At 71.4% G+C, this 15,527-nt stretch carries 16 protein-coding genes and 1 pseudogene; 14 read left to right on the top strand and 3 right to left on the bottom strand.

All coding sequences use genetic code 11. The annotated features are described in order from the left end of the window. Positions 1-23: 23 nt before the first annotated feature. The 9 genes from IE142_RS10170 to IE142_RS10130 all read left to right on the top strand — a co-directional run bounded on the left by IE142_RS10170 (position 24) and on the right by IE142_RS10130 (position 9,930). Entirely contained in the window at positions 24-1,541 is a 1,518-nt protein-coding gene (locus IE142_RS10170) for a sugar ABC transporter ATP-binding protein (RefSeq protein WP_191885388.1), read from the top strand. A gap of 43 nt (positions 1,542-1,584) precedes the next feature. Next, the gene (locus tag IE142_RS10165; RefSeq protein WP_191885387.1) at positions 1,585-2,625 is read left to right on the top strand and encodes an ABC transporter permease; all 1,041 of its coding nucleotides are present in this window, start codon (positions 1,585-1,587) and stop codon (positions 2,623-2,625) included. Continuing rightward, entirely contained in the window at positions 2,618-3,631 is a 1,014-nt protein-coding gene (locus tag IE142_RS10160) for an ABC transporter permease (RefSeq protein ID WP_191885385.1), read from the top strand. The genes IE142_RS10165 and IE142_RS10160 overlap by 8 nt, the downstream gene beginning before the upstream one ends. Before the next feature lie 32 nt (positions 3,632-3,663). Then, entirely contained in the window at positions 3,664-4,746 is a 1,083-nt protein-coding gene (gene rhaS, locus IE142_RS10155) for a rhamnose ABC transporter substrate-binding protein (RefSeq protein WP_191885383.1), read from the top strand. A gap of 29 nt (positions 4,747-4,775) precedes the next feature. Next, entirely contained in the window at positions 4,776-5,096 is a 321-nt protein-coding gene (locus tag IE142_RS10150) for an L-rhamnose mutarotase (RefSeq protein ID WP_191885381.1), read from the top strand. A gap of 44 nt (positions 5,097-5,140) precedes the next feature. Then, positions 5,141-6,562 (top strand): BNR repeat-containing protein, encoded by a 1,422-nt coding sequence (locus IE142_RS10145; protein WP_191885380.1) that lies wholly within the window; start codon positions 5,141-5,143, stop codon positions 6,560-6,562. 111 nt (positions 6,563-6,673) lie between these two features. Continuing rightward, complete coding sequence (locus tag IE142_RS10140) at positions 6,674-7,699, top strand: LacI family DNA-binding transcriptional regulator (RefSeq protein WP_191885378.1); 1,026 nt, start codon at positions 6,674-6,676, stop codon at positions 7,697-7,699. A gap of 128 nt (positions 7,700-7,827) precedes the next feature. Next, positions 7,828-9,129, top strand: coding sequence for an alpha/beta fold hydrolase (locus IE142_RS10135; protein ID WP_191885376.1), 1,302 nt, complete (start codon positions 7,828-7,830; stop codon positions 9,127-9,129). 57 nt (positions 9,130-9,186) lie between these two features. Next, positions 9,187-9,930: a PIG-L deacetylase family protein gene (locus IE142_RS10130; protein ID WP_191885375.1), complete on the top strand. Its 744-nt coding sequence runs from the start codon at positions 9,187-9,189 to the stop codon at positions 9,928-9,930. 93 nt (positions 9,931-10,023) lie between these two features. Here IE142_RS10130 and IE142_RS10125 read toward each other — a convergent pair whose 3' ends face one another. Beyond that, positions 10,024-10,941, bottom strand: a complete 918-nt coding sequence (locus IE142_RS10125) for a recombinase family protein (RefSeq protein ID WP_191885373.1) — start codon at positions 10,939-10,941, stop codon at positions 10,024-10,026. Positions 10,942-11,299: 358 nt separating this feature from the next. On the opposite strand from IE142_RS10125, the gene IE142_RS10120 reads away from it, so the two are divergent. The 3 genes from IE142_RS10120 to IE142_RS10110 are packed head-to-tail and all read left to right on the top strand — an operon-like array spanning position 11,300 to position 12,307. Then, positions 11,300-11,626, top strand: a complete 327-nt coding sequence (locus IE142_RS10120) for a PadR family transcriptional regulator (protein WP_053711998.1) — start codon at positions 11,300-11,302, stop codon at positions 11,624-11,626. Continuing rightward, the gene (locus tag IE142_RS10115; protein WP_191885371.1) at positions 11,623-11,979 is read left to right on the top strand and encodes a DUF1048 domain-containing protein; all 357 of its coding nucleotides are present in this window, start codon (positions 11,623-11,625) and stop codon (positions 11,977-11,979) included. Before IE142_RS10120 ends, IE142_RS10115 begins: the two co-directional genes overlap by 4 nt. A gap of 1 nt (position 11,980) precedes the next feature. After that, positions 11,981-12,307, top strand: coding sequence for a DUF1048 domain-containing protein (locus IE142_RS10110; protein ID WP_191885370.1), 327 nt, complete (start codon positions 11,981-11,983; stop codon positions 12,305-12,307). Positions 12,308-12,373: 66 nt separating this feature from the next. On the opposite strand, the pseudogene IE142_RS10105 reads toward IE142_RS10110, so the two are convergent. Next, positions 12,374-12,754 (bottom strand): annotated as a pseudogene (locus IE142_RS10105) (Tn3 family transposase); the annotation flags it as partial. Here IE142_RS10105 and IE142_RS10100 point away from each other — a divergent pair. Continuing rightward, complete coding sequence (locus IE142_RS10100; protein WP_229830344.1) at positions 12,722-12,997, top strand: sigma-70 family RNA polymerase sigma factor family protein; 276 nt, start codon at positions 12,722-12,724, stop codon at positions 12,995-12,997. The pseudogene IE142_RS10105 and the gene IE142_RS10100 sit on opposite strands and share 33 nt — an antisense overlap. A gap of 157 nt (positions 12,998-13,154) precedes the next feature. Then, entirely contained in the window at positions 13,155-13,985 is an 831-nt protein-coding gene (locus tag IE142_RS10095; RefSeq protein ID WP_370466326.1) for a pentapeptide repeat-containing protein, read from the top strand. Here IE142_RS10095 and IE142_RS10090 read toward each other — a convergent pair. Beyond that, positions 13,947-15,491 (bottom strand): cytochrome P450, encoded by a 1,545-nt coding sequence (locus IE142_RS10090; protein ID WP_191885369.1) that lies wholly within the window; start codon positions 15,489-15,491, stop codon positions 13,947-13,949. The genes IE142_RS10095 and IE142_RS10090 overlap by 39 nt on opposite strands. Positions 15,492-15,527: the final 36 nt, after the last annotated feature.

The following is a 15,527-nucleotide window of genomic DNA, read 5'->3' as shown; positions in this document are numbered from 1 at the left end:
CCCGGCGTCGTCGAGGAGCCCCCATGACCCACCCGTCCGACACGGGTACGGCCCCGGTTCTGGCGCTCAGGGACGTCTCCAAGTCCTTCGGCGCGGTCCGCGCCCTGCGGGACGTCTCCCTGGAACTGTTCCCCGGCGAGGTGCACGCCCTCGCCGGTGAGAACGGTGCCGGCAAGTCGACCCTCATCAAGACGCTCGCCGGAGTGCACCGGCCGGACGCCGGCCAGGTGCTGCTCGACGGTGCGCCGGTCGTCTTCCACGGGCCCGGCGACGCCCGCGCCGCCGGTATCGCCGTGATCTACCAGGAGCCGACCCTCTTCCCCGACCTGTCGATCGCCGAGAACATCTTCATGGGCCGGCAGCCCGGGCGTGCCCTCGGCCGCATCGACCACAAGGCGACCCACGCCGCCACGGCCGGACTGATGCGGCGGCTCGGCGTAGAGCTCGATCCCGACCGCCCCGCCCGTGGCCTGTCCATCGCGGACCAGCAGATCGTGGAGATCGCCAAGGCCCTCTCCTTCGACGCCCGCGTCCTGATCATGGACGAGCCGACCGCCGCCCTCACCGGAAGCGAGGTCGCCCGCCTCTTCGGCGTGGTGCGCGCCCTGCGCGAGCAGGGCGCCGCCGTGCTCTTCATCTCCCACCGCCTGGAAGAGGTCTTCCAGATCTGCGCGCGGGTCACCACGCTGCGCGACGGGGCCTGGATCGCCAGTGAGCCGCTGGCCGGGATGACCGAGGACGACCTGGTCCGCCGCATGGTCGGTCGCGACCTGGACGAGCTCTACCCCAAGCAGGAGGTCAGCCCCGGCGAGGTCGCCCTCAGCGTGCGCCGCCTGACCCGGGAGGGCGTCTTCACCGACGTCTCCTTCGAGGTGCGGCGCGGTGAGATCGTCGGCCTCGCCGGACTGGTCGGCGCCGGCCGCACCGAGGTCGCCCGCGCCGTCTTCGGCGTGGACCGCTGGGACGCCGGGGAGGTGGAGGTCGACGGCAAGCCCCTCGTCAACGGCGCCCCGTCCACCGCCATGGCCGCCGGTCTCGCCCTGGTCCCCGAGGACCGGCGCGCCCAGGGCCTGGTGATGGACATGTCCATCGAGCGCAACATCGGCCTCACCGGGCTCCGTACGACCGTGAAGGCGGGGCTGATGGACCGGGGCGCCGAGCGCAGCCGCTCCCTCGACTGGGCCGTCAGGCTCCAGGTCAAGTACGCCCGCATCGCCGACGCCGTCGCCACCCTCTCCGGGGGCAACCAGCAGAAGGTCGTCCTCGCCAAGTGGCTGGCCACCGGCCCCAAGGTGCTGATCGTCGACGAGCCGACCCGCGGTATCGACGTCGGCACCAAGGCCGAGGTGCACCGGCTGCTGAGCGAGCTGGCCGCCGACGGCGTGGCCGTCCTGATGATCTCCTCCGACCTCCCCGAGGTCCTCGGCATGGCCGACCGCGTCCTGGTGATGCACGAGGGCCGGCTGACCGCGGAGATCGCCCGCACCGACGCCACCGAGGAGACCGTGATGGCCGCAGCCACGGGGAGGGCCGCCGCATGACCGACGCCCCCGCGCCCCCGCACGTCATGGGGAGGGCCGCCGCATGACGGTCACCGCACCCGACCGGGCCCCCGTCACCGATGTGCCGAAGGCCGGCGCCACCCGGCTCGTCGACCGCATCTTCAAGATGCGCGAACTGGCCATCCTCCTGGTCTTCCTGGTGATGATCGCCGTCACGCAGGCCGGCAACAGGGAGTTCCTGTCCGAACAGGGCGTCAAGGACCTGCTGCTCAACGCGACCATCCTCGTCCTGGTCGCCACCGGCCAGTCCCTGGTCGTCATCACCCGCAATGTCGACCTGTCCGTCGGCTCCACCCTCGGCATCAGCGCCTTCGCCGCCGGCACCTACCTCCAGGGCGGCGGCAACAGTGTCGTGGCGGTGTTCCTCGCGGTGCTGATGGGCGTCGGCTTCGGCCTCCTCAACGGCCTGCTGGTCAGCCTCGGCCAGGTGCCCGCCCTGGTCGTCACCCTCGGCACCCTCTACATCATCCGCGGCATCGACTCCATCTGGGTCGGCTCCCGCCAGATCACCGCGGCCGACCTGCCCGGCGGCTTCGTCGACTTCGGCTCGGGCGGCATCTCCGCGGTGCCGTGGCTGGCGCTGATCGCTCTAGCGGTGCTCGCCGCCACCGCGTACTACCTGAAGCACTTCGGCAGCGGACGCGAGCTGTACGCGCTCGGCTCCAATCCGGAGGCCGCCCGGCTGGCCGGCATCCCGGTGCGCAGGCGCGTCCTCACCGCCTACACCTTCTGCGGCGCCCTCGCCGGACTCGCCGGTGCCCTCTACCTGGCCCGGTTCGGCAACGTCGACTCCGGCACCGGCACCGGTTACGAACTGACCGTGGTCAGCGCGGTCGTGGTCGGCGGCGTCGTCTTCACCGGCGGCTCCGGCAGCGTCTACGGCGCTGCCCTCGGCGCACTCCTGCTCACCTCGATCAACAGCGTGCTGCCCGCCCTCGGCGTCAGCTCCGTGTGGGTGCTGGCCATCAACGGCACGCTGCTCATCCTCGCCATCGCCGTCGACCGGATCGTCGCGCTGCGCGTGGCCAAGGCCCTGAAGAAGAGGAACGCCCGCCATGGCTGACCGCTCCCTGATGCGCGCCGTCCGCTGGGACACGGTCGTGGGCGCGCTCCTCCTCGTCGTCCTGCTGCTCTCCTTCGGCTTGGTCGACGGTTTCGGCAACGGCCTGAATCTGTCCTTCCTGATCGGCAACACCCTGCCGATCGCCCTCATCGCCCTGCCGATGACCCTGCTCGTGATATCGGGCGAGATCGACCTGTCGGTCGCCTCCACCGCGGGCCTGTCCGGCGCCGTGATGGGCGCCCTGTGGAACCAGGGCATGGCCATCGAGGCGATCATCCCGATCTGCCTGCTGCTCGGCGTCGTGTGCGGCCTGGTCAACGGGCTGCTCGTCACCCGGCTCGGCCTGCCCTCCCTCGCCGTCACCATCGGCACCATGGCCGCCTACCGGGGCATCGCGCAGATCGTGCTCGGCTCCGACGCGGTGACCGACTTCCCTTCCCAGTACCTGGACTTCGCGGCCGGACGCGTCGACGGCACCTTCGTCCCGTACGCCTTCCTGCCCTTCCTCGTACTGCTCGCCATCGCCGTGGTCGCCCTGCACGCCACGCCGTTCGGCCGGTCGCTGTTCGCCATCGGCGCCGGCGCGGAGGCGGCGCGGTTCGCCGGCATCCGGGTCAGGCGGCAGAAGCTGATCCTGTTCACCCTGACCGGCCTGATGTCCGCCCTCACCGGTGTCTTCTGGGCCCTGCACTACGCCAGCGCCCGCTACGACAACGCCACCGGCCTCGAACTGTCCGTCGTCGCTGCCGTGTTGCTCGGCGGCATCGACTTCGACGGCGGCAAGGGGACGCTCGGCGGCGCGATCGCGGGGGTGTTCCTGCTCGGGGCGCTGCAGAACGTGATGAGCCTGCAGGACGTCTCCGCCCAGTCGCAGATCGTCGTCACCGGCGTCCTGCTCGTGCTCTCCGTGCTCGGCCCCCGGGTCGCACGGCAGCTCTCCGTCGCGCGGGCCGGACGCAGGGTGGCAACGGCGCTCCCGTCCAAGACGCATGCGCCGACCCCGTGACCCGCCCCGCCCACCCTCGTAAGGAACCCGCCATGCGCAAGCAGTCCCTGAGCCGCACCTGCGCGGCCCTCGCCGCCGTCACCTCCCTCGCCCTGGCCGCCACCGCCTGCGGCGGCACCACGAAGGAGGACGTCAAGAACGAGGACGCCTCCGCCGCCACCGCAGGCAAGGCCGACCCGAACGCCCCCACCAAGAAGGGCCTGACCGTCGGCTTCCTGCCCAAGCAGGTCAACAACCCCTACTTCACCGTCGCCGACAAGGGCGGCGAGAAGGCCCTGAAGGAACTCGGCTCCAACTACAAGGAGGTCGGCCCCTCCAGCGGCACCGACACCGCCGGCCAGGTCTCCTACGTCAACACCCTCACCCAGCAGCAGGTCGACGCCATGGCCGTCTCCGCGCAGGACCCCGGCGCCCTGTGCACCGCGCTCAAGCAGGCCATGAAGAACGGCATCAAGGTCGTCACCTACGACTCGGACACCAACCCCGAGTGCCGCAACGCCTTCGTCTCCCAGGCGTCCGCCGACGACCTCGGCCGCACCCAGGTGCAGCTGCTCGCCGAGCAGATCGGCAACAAGGGCGAGATCGCGATCCTCTCCGCCGCGCAGACCGCGACGAACCAGAACGCCTGGATCGAGATCATGAAGGACGAGCTGAAGGACCCCAAGTACAAGGACATCAAGCTGGTCAAGGTCGCCTACGGCGACGACGACGCCCAGAAGTCCTTCCAGCAGACCCAGGGCCTGCTCCAGGAGTACCCGGACCTGAAGGGGATCATCTCCCCGACCACCGTCGGCATCAAGGCCGCCGCCCAGTACCTGTCCGGCTCCAAGTACAAGGGCAAGGTCAAGCTGACCGGCCTCGGCACCCCCAACGACATGCGCAACTACGTCAAGAACGGCACCGTCGAGGCCTTCGAGCTCTGGGACCCCGCCAAGCTCGGCGAACTCGCCGCGCGCACCGCCGTCGCGCTGGCCTCCGGGCAGATCACCGGCAAGGAGGGCGAGACCTTCCGGGCCGGCGCCATGGGCGAGTACACCATCGGCGAGGACGGCGTGATCGACCTCGGCAAGCCGACCGTGTTCAACGCCGAGAACATCGACCGGTACGACTTCTGACGTACGTTCCGACACGAGGGCGGTACTTCATGCAGCGCGTCTGTTTCCTGCTCAAGGTCCGTCAGGACCACATCGCGGAGTACCGCGAACGCCACGCCGCCGTGTGGCCGGAGATGTGCGAGGCACTGACGGCCACCGGCTGGCACAACTACTCGCTCTTCCTGCGCGACGACGGCCTGCTCGTCGGCTACCTGGAGACCGAGGACTTCGCCGCCGCCCGGGCGGGGATGGAGGCCACCGAGGTCAACGCCCGCTGGCAGGCTCAGATGGGTCCCCTCTTCGAGTCCCTCGACGGCGACCGCCCCGACGAGGCGATGAAACCGCTCACCGAAGTGTTCCACCTCGCCTGAGACCCGGCCCGAAACCCTTGCCCGAGAACGGAGACACCCCCGTCATGCGACGCCGCACCCTCCTCACCGGCGCCCTCGCCGTCCCCGTCCTGGCGACCGCCGGCACCACCGCACGGGCAGCCGCCGCCCCCGGCCCGTCGGTCATCCCGGCCGGACGCACCACACTCGACAGCCGGGCGATCTACTTCGTCTCCTACGACGGCCTGGTCAACAACAACTCCTTCCAGAAGAACGGCATCCTCACCCACAAGGGCCACCAGTACGCCGCCTGGTACACCGCCGACCGCAACGCCGTCGTCGGCCGCCGCGCCCTCGGAGCGGGCACCTGGCAGACCGTGCGGGTCGGTCACACCCTCCGGTACGACGACTCGCACAACGTCATCTCCATGGGCGTCTCCCGCACCGACGGCCGCCTGCACCTCCACATGGACTCCCACAGCGACGGCTTCACCTACGTCAAGTCCGCCGCCCGCCTCCTGGACGACCCCACCGAACTCAGCTGGACCGCGAGCCGCTTCGGTGCCCCGCAGTCCACGCTCGACGGACTCACCCTCACCCCGCAGTTCACCTACCCCCAGTTCGTCGCCGCCCCGAACGGAAGGCTCCAGCTCAGCTACCGGGCCGGCGTCTCCGGCAACGGCCGCAACGCGCTCGCCGAGTACGACGGCCGCCGGTGGACCGAGCTGGGGGAGTGGTCCAGCTCCGCCGGCACCTACCGCAGCGAGCACGGCTCCTCGACCGCCCGCAACATGTACCTGCACGGCATCGACTACGACCGCAGGGGCCGCCTGCACGCGTTCTTCACCTGGCGCGAGCGCAGCGGCGCCGTGATGTGCTCCGGCGGCGGCATCACCAACCACGACACCGGATACGTGTACTCCGACGACCGGGGCCGCACCTGGCGCAACGACGCCGGCACGGTCGTCGGCACCACCGGCGGAGCCGACCGGGTCTCCGTCACCGACGCCGGGCTCGTCGTGGACCCGCTGAACCCCGACCACTCCCTGATGAACCAGGAGAGCCAGAGCACCGACTCCGCCGGCCGGCCGCACGCGATCATCTCCTACGTCCCGGGCCGCTTCGGCCAGTGCACCACCGACTACGTCGCCGACCGCACCGCGCACGGCCGCGCCTTCCACCTCCGCAAGGACGCTTCCGGCGCATGGCGCAAGACCGAGATACCGGTACCGCTGAACTCCAGCCAGCGCACCCGGCTGGTCCTGGACCGGTACGACAACGCCTACGCGGTGTTCCCGTACGGCAGGATCGCGGGCGCCTCCGCGGCGTCCGGGTACACCGACTGGCGGCTGCTGTACGACGGGTCCGGGCTGAACGCCTTCGGCGAGGTGCTGGTCGACGAGACACGCGTCGCCCTGGACGGCGTGCTCTCGGTCATGTACCAGGAGAGGTCGAGCGGCACCACACCCTCGGCGCTCCACGTCGTCGACTTCCGGCTGCCCGCCTGACGGAGGTTCCCACGGAGGTCTTCCCAGGACGGCGCGGGTAATGTGAAGGCCTCCCGGCCGCCCGCGTCCCTGGCGCACGCTCCCCAGCCCGACCCTGGAGGTCCCTGCCCGATGGCCCATTCGGTGGGTATCAAGGACGTCGCCCGCGCCGCCGGAGTATCCGTGGGCACCGTCTCCAACGTCATCAACCGCCCCGACACGGTCGCGACCGAGACCCGCGCGCGCGTGCTGTCCGCGATCGACCGGCTCGGCTATGTCCGCAGCGAGTCCGCGCGCCAGCTGCGCGCGGGCCGCAGCCGGATCATGGGGCTGCTCGTCCTGGACATGGGCAACCCCTTCTTCGTCGACGTCGCACGCGGCGCCGAGCGGGCCGCACGCGATGCCGGTCTCGGCGTGATGGTCTGCAACAGCGCACAGAACCCGGGGGAGGAGGCCGAGTACCTCTCGCTCTTCGCCGAGCAGCGGGTGCGGGGCGTCCTGCTCACCCCGGCCGACGCCACCGGCCGCAACATCGAGGGCTTCCGGCGCCACAACATCCCCTTCGTGCTGGTCGACCGGGTCGCCGAGGGCACCACCGAGTGCTCCGTCTCCGTGGACGACGTCGCGGGCGGCGCCCTCGCGGTGCGTCACCTGGTGGACGCCGGGCACCGCTCCATCGCGTACGTCAGCGGCCCGCCCGGCCTCAACCAGGTGCGCGACCGCCGCACCGGCGCCCTGAACGCCCTCGCCGAGGCCGGCCTCGGCCCCGACGCCCTGCGCGAGCTGCCCACGGAACGGCTCGACGTCGCCGCCGGCCGGGACGCCGGTGCCCGCCTGCTCGGCCTCGCCGACCGGCCCACCGCCGTCTTCTGCGCCAACGACCTGCTCGCCCTCGGTGTCCTCCAGGCTCTGTACGCGGCCGGCGTCGGCGTCCCCGACGACCTCGCGATCGTGGGCTACGACGACATCGAGTTCGCCGCCGCCGCGGCCGTCCCCCTCACCTCCGTGCGCCAGCCCGCCGTCACCATGGGCGCCATGGCCGCCGAACTGCTCCTGGAGGAGACGGAGCTGGAGGGCACGGACCGGGCCCACGCACACCGGCGGGTGGTCCTCCAGCCGGAACTGGTGGTGCGGCGCTCCAGTCTCGCCGCCCGCTGACCGTCCGTTCAGCACGGATTCCGGTCCTGGGGGTCGGTCTCCGCAAGGACGTGTGCTGAACTGGGACACGGCCGAAAGATCCGTTCGCACGGTCCGACCGTGCGATCCGTCCGTCCCGGGAGCCCCCGTTGAGCGTCAGCTACCGCCAGCCCGGCGTCGTCCTCACCGACCGCCGTTTCACCGTGCCCCTCGACCACGCCGACCCCGGCGGGGAGACCATCGAGCTGTACGCCCGCGAGGCCGTCGCGAGCGACAAGACGGACCGGGACCTGCCGTGGCTGGTCTACCTCCAGGGCGGCCCCGGCTTCGGGGCGAACCGTTTCATCGGCCGTCCCGCATGGCTCGGCCGCGCCCTGAAGGAGTACCGCGTCCTCCTCCTCGACCAGCGCGGCACCGGCGCCTCCACGCCCGCCAACCGCCAGACGCTCCCGTTGCGCGGCGGCCCCGCCGAGCAGGCCGACTACCTCACCCACTTCCGCGCCGACTCCATCGTCCGCGACTGCGAGACCATCCGCCCGCAGGTCACCGGCGGCGCCCCCTGGACCGTCCTCGGCCAGAGCTTCGGCGGCTTCTGCACCGTCGCCTACCTGTCGCTCGCCCCCGAGGGCCTGAGCACCGCCCTGATCACCGGCGGCCTGCCCTCCCTGGACGCCCACGCCGACGACGTCTACCGAGCCGCCTACCCCCGCATCGAGCGCAAGGTCGCCGCGCACTACGCCCGCTACCCGCAGGACGTCGAGCGCGCCCGCCGCATCGCCGACCACCTGCTCACCCAGGACGTCGTCCTGCCGAACGGCTACCGGCTCACCGTCGAGGCCTTCCAGTCCCTCGGTATCCTGCTCGGCGGCAGCGAGGGCAGCCATCGCCTGCACTTCCTCCTGGAGGACGCCTTCGTCCGCACCCCGCGCGGACACGAGCTGTCCGACGCCTTCCAGGAGCAGGCGCAGGCCCTGCTCTCGTACGCGGGCCACCCGCTGTACGCCCTCGTCCACGAGGCCATCTACGGCCAGGACGCACGCCCCACGAACTGGTCGGCCGAGCGGGTCCGCGCCGAGTTCCCGCGGTTCGACGCGGCCAAGGCCCTCGCGGGCGACGAACCGCTGCTGTTCACCGGCGAGTCGATCCACCCATGGATGTTCGACTGCGACCCGGCGCTGCGCCCGCTGCGCGAGACCGCCGAGCTGCTCGCCGCCCGCACCGACTGGACCCCGCTCTACGACCCCGCCCGCCTCGCCGCCAACGAGGTGCCGGCCGCCGCGGCCGTCTACCACGACGACATGTACGTCGACACCGCCCACGCGCTGACCACGGCCCGCACGATCCGCGGCCTGCGCACCTGGGTCACCGACGAGTTCGAGCACGACGGCGTCCGGGCCGGCGGCCCCCGCGTCCTGGACCGGTTGCTCGCTCTCGCCCGCGACGAGGCCTGAACGGCGCCGGGTTCGAATCCCGGGTGGGATGTAGGTGGCACGGGTTAGTGTGCGGTCATGACGGAGCCGACGATCACGCAACTGGAGCCCATGCCCGGCGACTGGCGGCGCGCCCTGGCCGTCGTCGCCCACCCGGACGACCTCGAGTACGGCTGCTCGGCGGCGATCGCGGCCTGGACCGACGAGGGCCGCGAGGTCGCCTACGTCCTCGCCAGCCGGGGCGAGGCGGGCATCGACACCCTGGCGCCCGCCGAGGCCGGCCCGCTGCGGGAGCGTGAGCAGCGGGCGAGCGCGGCCGTCGTCGGGGTGAGCGAGGTGGAGTTCCTCGACCACCGGGACGGCGTGATCGAGTACGGCACCGCACTGCGCCGGGACATCGCCGCCGCGATCCGCCGGCACCGTCCCGAGCTGGTCATCACCCTCAACCACCGCGACACCTGGGGCGGCGTCGCCTGGAACACTCCGGACCACGTCGCCGTCGGGCGGGCCGCCCTCGACGCCGCGGGGGACGCCGGCAACCGGTGGATCTTCCCAGAGCTGGCCGAGCGGGGGCTCGAGCCCTGGGACGGCGTGCGCTGGGTCGCGGTCGCCGGTACCTCCTCACCCACGCACGCCGTGGACGCCACACCGGGCCTGGAGCGCGCGGTCCGTTCCCTGCTGGAACACCGCACCTACATCGAGGCGCTGACCGACGAGGACCCGGAGACGTACGTGCGCGGCTTCCTCGTAGGGTTCGCCGAGACCGCGGGGGAGCGGTTCGGCGGGAAGCCCGCGGTGACCTTCGAAGTCTTCGGTCGGTAGCACGTGGTGGGGGAAAGCGTGTCGGGGGAGCACATGGCGGGGAACGGCCTCGGGGAACATCGGTACGACAGTTATCGGTGAGAACGATCTTGTTCAGGGCGCGAGTGCGCTGACCCTGTTCTCGTACTCGCGGCGGGCCTTGCGCTGGGCCGGGACTGCGGGGAGGCCCTGGCCGCCGTCGAGCGGTTGGCAGCGGGCGAGGAGCTTGCGGTGTACGGCGGGGACGGCGCTGACGCGCAGGGTGTAGCCCTGGCCGCGCCGTACGGTCGCCCCTCGGTCGAGCGCGGCGCGCTCGGCGGGCTCCAGCATGGTGGCGCGGAGGTAGTCCGCGATCTTGCCCGGCATGTCGAGGGTGACCGGCAGCTCCGGGGCGGGCGCGTCCTGCTCGCCGGCGGTGTGGTCGGGCAGGAGGTCGGCGACGGCGGTACGGATCGCGCCCCGGCTGACGCGGTGGTCGCGGGCGAGGGCGGCGATGGAGCGGCCTTCCAGGTACGCGGTGCGCACATCGTCGGCCTTCGCGGCCGCCACGGCGGGGCGGCGTCCGCCCTTGCTGCCCTTGGCCTCGGCGGCGCGCAGCCCGTCGTACGTCAGCTCGCGCTGGAGGTCGCGCTGGAGTTCGCCGGCAGCGGCGAGGGTTTGCACCATGAACTTCACGGTGGACAGCAGCTCGCCGGTGCGCGGGTGGCGGGCGGTGAGGTCCATCGCGGAGAACGCTCCGTCGTGGATGCGCAGGGCGAGGCGGTCACGGTGCAGGACATCGAGCACGTCGAGGATGTGCTGGTCGCCGCGCACGAGGCGGAACATCTCGGAGATGTGCACGGTGTCGCCCGGCCGCCGATACATCAGCAGTTCGCCGAACATCGGGCGCTGGAGCGGGTGAAGGCGGCTGGAGGTGCCCGGGTCCTCCTCGGAGACGACCGGGTCCTCGATCCCGGCCTCCTCCAGGACGAGGTCCTGCCGGGCGGTGGACTGCTGGTCGGTCGAGACCCGCTTGTAGACCAGGTTCGCCACCGTGGGGCCCCGTCCGTACGGAGGATCGGACCCTATCTGTCGTCAAATCCCGTCAGCAATCACCATCGGATCTGATTGGATTCGCGCCGCCTCGAACGGGTTCATTGGACGTCTCGTCTGCCTGTCGTCAAACGATCGTTTGACGACAGGCACGAGCTGGCCGACAAAAAACCTGGGGATCCGGTAGACGCGACCCAGGACCGGTCGGCGAGGCCCCGGGCTCCACAGTGGGGCCACTCACCGGACCGGCTCCGCAACGCCCCGCTCCTCGATCGATACTGCCGCCCTCCGCTACTCGGTGATACCGTATAGCAGTACTCGGTAGCACGTAGTACTGAGAGGCTGAGGAGCACCCGCGATGGACGACCTGACGGAGATGTTGAAGGGCACGCTCGAAGGGTGCGTGCTCGAGATCATCGGCAGCGAGGAAACCTACGGGTACGCCATCACCCGTCAGCTGAACGAGCTCGGCTTCACCGACGTCATCGAGGGGACGGTGTACACCATCTTGCTGCGGCTGGAGAGGAACGGGCTCGTCCAGGTGACGAAACGGCCATCCGGGGTCGGTCCGCCGCGCAAGTTCTACGCGCTCAACGACGCCGGACGCGAGGAACTCGCGAAGTTCTGGGCGAAGTGGCAGTACCTCTCATCACGCATCGACAGACTCAAGGAGGGCGGGAGATGAACTTCTGGGAGAAGGTCACAGGCAGCGATCTCACCAGGGAATGGAAGGCGTTCGAGGCCCGGGTCGATGTCCTGCCGGACGACTACCGGGCGGCGTGGGGGCAGATCATCGCCCACCTTTTCCCCTACGGGGACTTCACCGGTCGCAACCTAATGCCGATCCTCGACTCCGCCCTGGGGCTGCTCGAAGTAGCAGCGGCGGACGGCCAGAGCGTCCGCGAGGTGCTGGGCGAGGACATCCAAGGCTTCTGCACCGCGCTGGCCGGCGGAGCAGGGGCCCGGACGTATCGCGACCGGTGGCGCGAGCAGTTGAACAGGAACGTCGCGAGGAAATTGAGCCGGCTGGGAGGCTGACGTGAGCATTCAGGACATCATCGAAGGCAAGAAACAGTGGCGGGCGCACGTGGCTAGGGTTAGGGCACTCCCGCCGGACTACCAGATCGTCTACAAGGAGATGCAGAAGTACCTGTTCAAGGTCGGCCCGATCAGCCTGTCTGACGGGCCCCTGCTCCCCGGGATCGTCGACTTCTTCGAGGAGGGCGTCGCCGGAGGCAAGGGGGTTGTGGAACTCATCGGCACCGACGTCGCCGCGTTCTGCGACGACCTGGTCAAGGACTCCCCTACCTACGCGGATATCTACCAGGCATCCATCAACGCGGAACCCGGCACTGACGAGAAGTGACGCCCGCCGCCCGGGTGCGGGCCGAAAACGAGGGCACTGCGTAACCGTCGAGCAGCACCCTCGCGCTCACTCCTCGCCCTCTTCGTCCTCATCCAGCTCGGGCGCCTCCGGGTCGCGCAGCGGACGCAGGGCACCGGCGGCAGGAACGCTGGCAGTGAAGCTGTAGCGGCCGAGCAGGTTCAGGTTGCGGTGCTTGAGCGGGGAGAGCCGGGCGATGTCCTCTTCCCGGATCTCGTTTCCCTCGGCGCGGAGTTGGGCGACGGCAGCGTCGATGTACTTCGTGGTCCAGAGCACAATGGCGTTGAGGACCAGGCCGAGCGCGCCGAGCTGGTCCTCCATCCCGTCGCGATACGCCTGGTAAATGGTGCCGCGCTTGCCGTGGCACACGTCCCGGGCCAGCTTGTTGCGGGACTCTTGCACGGTGAGCTGCCGGTTCATCTGCCGGCGGCGGCGTCGAAGGTGCTGCGGGGGGCCCGGACGGTCGCCACCGGGGCGTTCCACTTCCGGCACCTCGCCGGCTTCGCGCGCCTCGTCCTGGTCAACGGCACGGTCGGCACCGCCGCCGTGGCCGAGGGACGTCCGCGGTCGGTCACCTGCGTCAGCGTCGTCGACGGTCTCATCACCGGCCTGTACATCCTGGCCGACCCGGACCGGCTGGCCCGCCTGGACGTGTCGGGCCTGCAGGCCTGACCGAGTCGGCCACGCCCCGGGCGCCGTCGAACCGGAGCTTCACCCGGGGCGTGGCCGAGGGGCCGTGTGGCCATGGCGAGGGGCTTGTGGGATGGCGTGGCCGTGGCCGTGGGGGCGCCGGTGCCGCGGCGTGCCGGCGGTCCGTATGCTCGACGTCATGCGAGATCACACGGCGGACCAGGCGGAACTGCGCGGCGACTGCGGGCGTTGCTTCGGCCTGTGCTGCGTGGCCCTGCCCTTCGCCCGGTCCAGGGACTTCGCGGTCGACAAGGACGCCGGAAAGCCCTGCACCAACCTCCAGGACGACCACCGCTGCGGGATCCACGCACGGCTGCGGCAGACCGGCTTCACCGGCTGCACGGTCTACGACTGCTTCGGCGCCGGGCAGCGGGTCTCGCAGGTCACCTTCGGCGGCCAGGACTGGCGCAGCGGACCGCCGGAGCGCACCCGCCGCATGTTCGACGTGTTCCCGGTCGTCCGCCAGCTGCACGAGCTGCTCTGGTACCTGACCGAGGCGCTGACCCTGCCCGCGGCCCGCCCGGTCCACGCCGACCTGCGCCGGCTCCTGGCCGACACCGAGCGGCTCGCCGAGGGGACCCCCGAGGAACTGGCCACCCTGGACGTGGCCGCGCACCGGCAACGGGTCAACGTGCTCCTGCTGCGCACCAGCGAGCTGGCGCGGGCCGGCACCCGCGGCAAGAAGAAGAACCGCCGGGGCGCCGACCTGATGGGCGCCCGCCTCAAGGGCGTCGACCTCAGCGGCGCGGACCTGCGCGGCGCCTGTCTCATCGCCGCCGACCTCACCGGCGCCGACCTGCGGGGCGCCGACCTGATCGGCGCGGACCTGCGCGACGCCGACCTGACGGACGCGGACCTGACGGGAGCCTTTTTCGTGACCCAGCCGCAGCTCACCGCGGCCCGGGGCAGCGCCGGCACCAGGCTGCCGGGCTCAGTCACCCACCCGGTGCACTGGACAGCGGGAGGCTGAGGCGGCGTTCTCGGACAGGGGCGCGCCGTCCGTCGCCGCGGGCCGGCCGGTCGCGGGCCGCCGCTCCAGGTGGAGCCGCAGTCCCTCCGGCATGAGCGTCAGCCGCTCGGTCACCCGGAGCCGGTAGTCCGGCTCCGGGCGCAGTTCGTAGCGGCGCAGCAGCAGCCCGAGGACCAGCGTCGCCTCGTGCAGCGCGAACTGCCGCCCGATGCACGCCCGGGCGCCCGTGCCGAACGGTTTGAAGGTGTGCGGGGCGCGCGACCGTACGGCCTTGGCCTCGAAGCGGTCCGGGTCGAACCGTTCGGCGTCCGGACCCCACACCTGAGGGTCGCGGTGCAGCATGCCGGTCAGCACCAGCGCCCAGGCCCCGCGCCGCATCGGATGCGTACCGTCCAGCACGGTGTCCCGGCGGGCCTCCCGCGCGAAGGCGGGCGCGGTCGGCCACAGCCGCAGCGACTCGTCCAGCACCCGGCGCACGTAGCGCAGTTTGGCCACCTGCTCGTAGCCGGGCGCCTCGGTGCCGCCCCAGACCCGGTCCACCTCGGCGCGGGCCCGGGCCGCCACCTCGGGGTGTCGGGCGAGGTAGTGCAGGGCGAAGGAGAGCGCGCCCGAGGTGGTCTCGTGGCCGGCCACCAGGAAGGTGATGACCTGTCGGCGGACGTTCTCCGCCGACAGCCGCTCGCCCGTTTCCGGGTGGGCCGTCTCCAGCATCCGGTCGAGCAGGTCACCCGTGCCGCTCCCGCCGCCGGTGCGGCGGGCGCGTACGAGGTCGTCGACCGTGCGGTTGAGGTAGGCGATATCGGCGGTGTTGCGCCGGCTCGCGCGGCGCAGCAGCCAGGGGGCCAGCGGCGCGGGCACCGTGTTCAGACGCTGTGCGTAGTTGAGCGTACCGACCATCGCGGTCGCGAAGGGATGCGGGCGGGAGCGCTCGAAGGAACCGAAGTCGTGCCCGAACCCGGTGCGCGAGATCGTCTCCAGCGTCAGATCCGTCATGTCACCCGGAACGTCCACCGACCGGCCCTCGGCCAGGGCCCGGTCCCAGTGGTCGGCGAGCCGTGCGGCCACGTCCAGCATCATCACGTGGTAGCCCGCCATGGCCTCCCGGCTGAACCCGGGGGCCAGCACGTCGCGCGCGAGCTGCCAGTTGGACTCGTGGTTGTACGCCGTGAACAGTCCGTCCCCGGCGACCGGCCGCAGGTTGGCGACGCCCAGACCCACGTGCTTGGCGAACCGCGTCTCGTCGGCCAGGTCGGCGGCGAGCGCGGCGCCCCACACGAACACGAACTCCTTGCCGAACGCCCGCCGCCGGAAGATCGGCCCCAGTTGCCGGGCGTAGCGCAGCGAGTCCTGCATCGGGGTGCTCCGGCTCGCCCCGACCACGTCCCCGAGCAGCGGGAGCCGGTAGGGCGGGCGGGGGATGCGGTGCAGTTCGGGCCAGCCCAGCTCGGCGCTGCGGAAGCCCTTCGGCAGCCCGTCCGGTGCCAGGCGGTCCGTCGTCCGGGCCATGACGCGATCTCCTCCGACGCAGCGGCGTGTTGCACG

Source organism: Streptomyces mutabilis (assembly GCF_014649815.1).
GTDB classification, from domain to species: domain Bacteria; phylum Actinomycetota; class Actinomycetes; order Streptomycetales; family Streptomycetaceae; genus Streptomyces; species Streptomyces mutabilis.
This window is presented reverse-complemented; position numbering and strand designations above follow the sequence as displayed.